This window comes from Ralstonia sp. A12, from assembly GCF_000801955.1.
Lineage (GTDB): Bacteria > Pseudomonadota > Gammaproteobacteria > Burkholderiales > Burkholderiaceae > Ralstonia.
Genome location: NZ_JSZO01000022.1, coordinates 1 through 4,680, shown reverse-complemented (window position 1 = coordinate 4,680; position 4,680 = coordinate 1). Strand labels below are relative to the sequence as shown.

4 protein-coding genes and 1 pseudogene are annotated in these 4,680 nt (G+C 58.1%); 1 reads left to right on the top strand and 4 read right to left on the bottom strand.

All coding sequences use genetic code 11. The features are described 5' to 3' along the window. Positions 1–557 (bottom strand): annotated as a pseudogene (locus PI87_RS21380) (type VI secretion system Vgr family protein); the annotation flags it as partial. 324 nt (positions 558–881) lie between these two features. On the opposite strand from PI87_RS21380, the gene PI87_RS21375 reads away from it, so the two are divergent. Continuing rightward, the gene (locus tag PI87_RS21375) at positions 882–1,115 is read left to right on the top strand and encodes a hypothetical protein (protein ID WP_039599749.1); all 234 of its coding nucleotides are present in this window, start codon (positions 882–884) and stop codon (positions 1,113–1,115) included. A 36-nt stretch (positions 1,116–1,151) separates the two neighbouring features. Here PI87_RS21375 and PI87_RS21370 read toward each other — a convergent pair whose 3' ends face one another. From PI87_RS21370 to PI87_RS21360, 3 genes are all read right to left on the bottom strand, one after another. Next, positions 1,152–2,249: a PoNe immunity protein domain-containing protein gene (locus PI87_RS21370; RefSeq protein ID WP_084210047.1), complete on the bottom strand. Its 1,098-nt coding sequence runs from the start codon at positions 2,247–2,249 to the stop codon at positions 1,152–1,154. Positions 2,250–2,258: 9 nt separating this feature from the next. After that, positions 2,259–4,004, bottom strand: a complete 1,746-nt coding sequence (locus PI87_RS21365; RefSeq protein ID WP_039599747.1) for a hypothetical protein — start codon at positions 4,002–4,004, stop codon at positions 2,259–2,261. After that, the coding region (locus PI87_RS21360; RefSeq protein ID WP_039599746.1) for a DUF2345 domain-containing protein at positions 4,001–4,680 on the bottom strand (680 nt) is incomplete at its 5' end. The genes PI87_RS21365 and PI87_RS21360, both read right to left, overlap by 4 nt.

The following is a 4,680-nucleotide window of genomic DNA, read 5'->3' as shown; positions in this document are numbered from 1 at the left end:
CCGTATTGCGATGGGTCGAGCGCCTTGTCGATCGGGTCGAATGCTTCGTTGGCTGCCAGCGGCAGCGCTTGCTGGCTGGATGCGGCATCAGACAGACGCTGTGCGGTCTTCTGCGCAGCGGTGAGCTGCCCGCGTGCCTCATGCGCGTCGAGCAGCGTGCCTGTTGCCTGCGCCCGCGCAGTGGTCGAGAGCAGCAGGCCCGCGCCTGCGCGCACCACGGCCCACGCATCGGTACGCAGCTCTGCGCCAGTGCCGCGCCAGCTGCCGCGGTCGCCACCGGTAGCGCCGTGCGAGGTCACATAACCGAGGTTGAGTTGGCTGTTGGCGGTGGAGCTGGCCAGACGCGTTCGCAATTGGCCCGGATGATCGTCGACGACCCACTGGTTGTAGCCGTCGCCGCCCAGGCCTTGCGAATGCCAGCCGGACAACGCCTGCCCGAGCGGCGCGTCGGCGGCGGGCCAGGGCAGGGCGTCCTGCGTGTTGTGCAGCTGCATGGCCACCATCGGCCGGTCGATGTCGCCGTCGATGAAGGTGAGCAGCACTTGCGTGCCGGCGCGCGCAGCGGTGAAGCATCGGCAAATTCTGATTTATAGTTGCGGCCTTGCTTCAACGAAGCCAGGGTCATTACACTTTCCGGCATCACTTTCGGTGCCATAGAGAAAGTGGTCGAGGTGTGGAAGCCTCGTAGATAGCGGGCAAGTGCCGGGCATAGGTGCTTGTCCTCAACTGCTATGGCCTGGCTTCGTCTTCAAGGGGCGAGCTAGGCGAGAGCGGCTTCGGCCGTGCCGATGGCTATCTATCGGTCTTCCACCTTGCCTGTGCTCGCCCACCCCCTCCCAGGGCGAGTACGGTTCCGTTCATCACGTGAAAAAGGAAACCCGATGACTCGCTCGATCCCCGAATTATTCAATCCCAAACGCCTTGAGGCGCATGCGGAGTTGTTCGACAAGCTGTCGAAACTGCGCACGTTGCTGGGCATGCTGCATTCCAACGGGTTTGAACATTTCCGCAGCCTGGATGAAAACCGGCAGGCGGACTACCTGTGGACGTGTATGGAGTATGCGGATGGAGCTTATGACGCGATGCTGGCTTCCGATGGGGTCACGAGAGGTTAGTGCATCCATCAAGCTTCAAGTATTGACGTCAAACGATCAGGTGTTTGGAGCAGATTGATCAATGTCCCACTGCCAGATCGTGGAGCCGTAGCTGCTGCCCTCGAACGCAGGCATGATTTCACCTGACGTGAAATGCCGACGGCTGTTAACCTTGGCTGGCGTCAACCACCAGCCGGTCTGAGGGCAGGGCTGGCCGGCTTCGCACCGCAGACGGCTGAGGGGATATCCATCTAGGCCTAGTGGCGTGTCGAAATCGCTGGTGACGCGATTCTCTTCGCGTAGCTTCCTGCCATAGGCGACGAGGTCTTTTGGGTAGACCATGTGGTCGATGGTGCTGTCGTCAATGTCGAGCAGATAGCAGGTGGCACCCGCCTCGAAAGCCCAATAGCCGTAGTAGAACGACTGGTCCTCCTGGATCTTCTTGTGAGCGTCATACCAACGCGCTCCGTCTTGGTACCGATACCACTGCTTCAAATAGGACTGAACGTGCGGAATAGCAGCGTCCGTGCTTTCTTGGAAATAGGCCTTCATCAAGACGGCATACGGCCGCTCATGCAAGACCTCGTCCATATCGCCTTGTGGGTCGTTGACAAAATCGAAGATCAACTGCTCATATAGCCCATCACGATGGCGGTTGCTAGCCATGGCTGCGATGATGCGCTTGATAGAGTAGCCGTCGCGGATCAGCATGGCGATGCTGAGCAACTGCAGTGCGTTTTCGTACTCGACCTGATTGTAGAAATCTACCGAGCAGATAGTTAGCTCCGTATCCCCACGGTCCTTATATTTCTCCTTTAAATAAAGGCGATACGGGACGTTCAGCTCATTCCAGCGGACAAATTCGTCGACAATCCTCGAAAACTGCGCTGCTAGCTCATCGAGATCCTTTCCGGCTGTATATTCAAGCATCCATAGCCAAAACGTCTCTTCATAGAGGCCGCCCTGTGCGTCACGCACGTAACCCGGATCGGGGTGCCCCTTCTTTGTTTGTACGTTCTCCGTGCAGGATTGAATGCCCTCAATCAGCCTAGACCGTATGTTGGTATACAACGCGCCATAGAGAAACTGTTGGCGACGATGTGTGTGGAACATTTCAGGCTCACGCAAAAATGATGGTTGCTTCTGCTTTGTCATGGTGGCGTACTACGGCTTGTTCTGCGTTCGTTGACTGCGAGTCGATGGTGTTGTCGGCGGTTTTGCTGCCGGCTTTTTTGCAGGGGCCAACAGCTTTTCGCGCTCGAAGATATCGTTGAGCTCGTCGATTTCTTCATGAGAGTACTGGTCAGACAACCCGTGCGTTGGTTTGTGCTTATTGTGCAAGCTTAGATCGTAGATGTCCCCACCTGTGATCAGGCGCTCTGCAACCAAAGTACTACTCTCAACATGTTCGACAATACCTGGAGCAATGCTTTTCTTTAGGGTAGGTCCGGGCTTTGCGCTGTAGCCTTTTGGAGGGCTGCTGCTAGGTATCGCAAAGAACACATACGTGTAGCGATACTGCTCATTTCCATTCAGCATGGTAGGCAGGACGCTCCGCCTTAGCCAAGGGCGAGACATTTGCAGCCCCTTGGCAGGCTGCGACAACATGCACCACAAAGCATACTGCCGCTCCGTCAAGTTCGAAGGTGGTGCTAGTTTGGACGATCGCTTGCCATCAGTGTTTTCGCGCCAGCTTTCAGCAGCTTTCCCGAACAGTGCCCCCGCAGACTCCGACGCCTTTGCCTCAACAAAATGGAAGACGCCATTGTCCAGCGACCAGATGCCGTCTACGCCATTCTGATTGATACGAACAAGGTGTTCCGGCACCAGCTCAGTTGGCGTAGCGTGCGTGTTTTGCTCCGTCACCAGCCGCTTTGTGCCCTTCCACTCGGCTCCGTCATGTTTTTTCTCGACCGTTCCATGCGGCCATGCGTTCGGTGCATGCAAGCTCATGTGGTGGTAATGCGCCATGTGCTCGCCAACTAGTCCCTTATACCGAGTGCCGATTGCTTTCCATGCCGCGCGAGTGACGCGACTCGCAGTGGTCTGCGGTCCACCGCCCGGTTCGACTTGTTGGCGCTTGGTGTCCTGCTCATCCTTGTGCTTCGCCTGCTGCTTTTCCGCTGGAGGCGTCGTCCGATTGGCTGGCGTCTGCTCTCTCGCAGACGGATGGGACGATCCGGTGGACTTGCTTGGGTGACTCGGTTCATGGCCAGCATGTGCGCCCGGACTTCTGCTGCCGGAAGTAGCTGACGCTGCGGCGACCGCCATTTGGGCAACGCGATAGCCGTCTTCGCCGATCAGGTCGGTAACGAACTCCTGCAGCGCTTGAATGCCTTGCTGAATGCCCGTATGCAACGGCCCTCGGATCGACTGCAGACCCGGGCGTAGGTCATGTGCGAGGCCTTGCACAGAGTCCGGTAACCACCAGTGAGACTGCTCCAACTCCGCGAGCAATTGGTCGCAGCCAGTCAGAGCATTGTCCATCTGCTGGATCGCAATTTGAGTGTTGCTAGCCCAATCGAGCGTCCGAATAAAGGTGATGGCTTTGCCTTTGGCTTTCCCGAGCATCCCGCTGACGAAGGCTTCGCCGCGCAGAGCACCCTTCAGCAGCTTGCGTCCTTTCCACAGCGGTTTGACGATCGTCTTGAAGAGGCTACCCAGTTCAGGAATACACCCGAAGGCGGCCAAGGCCAAGTCAACCCAATCGTCCTTGCTGCAGTTTTTGGCACCCTTGCGCGAGATGCGGTAGATCATCCCGGAGATGTCGCGCACGTTGAGCACCTGCTGGGCGACCGGGATCAGGGAAATCACACCGCCCACGATCATCGCGGCGTTGCTGGGATCCTCCTCAAAATCACCGATTATCAGATCCTGGCAAAACTTGGTGATGTCGTCGATCAGGCTCATTGTTGGACATCCTTCGCCGCGCGTGTGTCTCCGGCGGCAATGCGCGCTTGTCGTTCCATCTCAATCTGTCGCTTGGCTTCGGGCTGCGCCTTCTTGTACTCGTCAGAGGTCTCTAGAGGCGGGGCTTTCCAGGGGCGTTCGTCTTCGCCAAATTCGACGTAGTACGGCAGGTTGGGTGTGCTTTCTTCGCGGGCAAAGCCTTGTTTGTTGAGCTTGCCTTCGCGGACCGTGTTGTCACTGAACACGATCTTGTAAGGCGCCCCTTGAACAGGCTCGAGATCGTCGTATTGGTAGTTCAAGTCGATGGCATGGGAAATCGTGGCGGTTCCAATCGGCAGTGCCGGCAACGCCGCCGCCTGCCCCCCGGCCCCCACCAACGGATGCCCCGCCCCCTTCACCGACAGCAACCCCGACGTCTCAAACGTAATCGCATTCCCCTCCAGCCGGATCATCGAATCCCCGCCATGCAGCACAACGTTCTGCTGCGCGAGGATCTCCACCGAATCCGCAGAGGAGGTGACGGTGACAGCCTTATCCGCCAGCACGGCCAGCGCATCGGTATGCGCCTGGATCGACACCGGCCCGCCCTCAGCAATCGCACGGATGCCATTGCGCTGCGCAAACAGGCTTACGCCCTTGGCAGCGGCGGCGGCCATGACGTTGCCCGCAGCGAGGT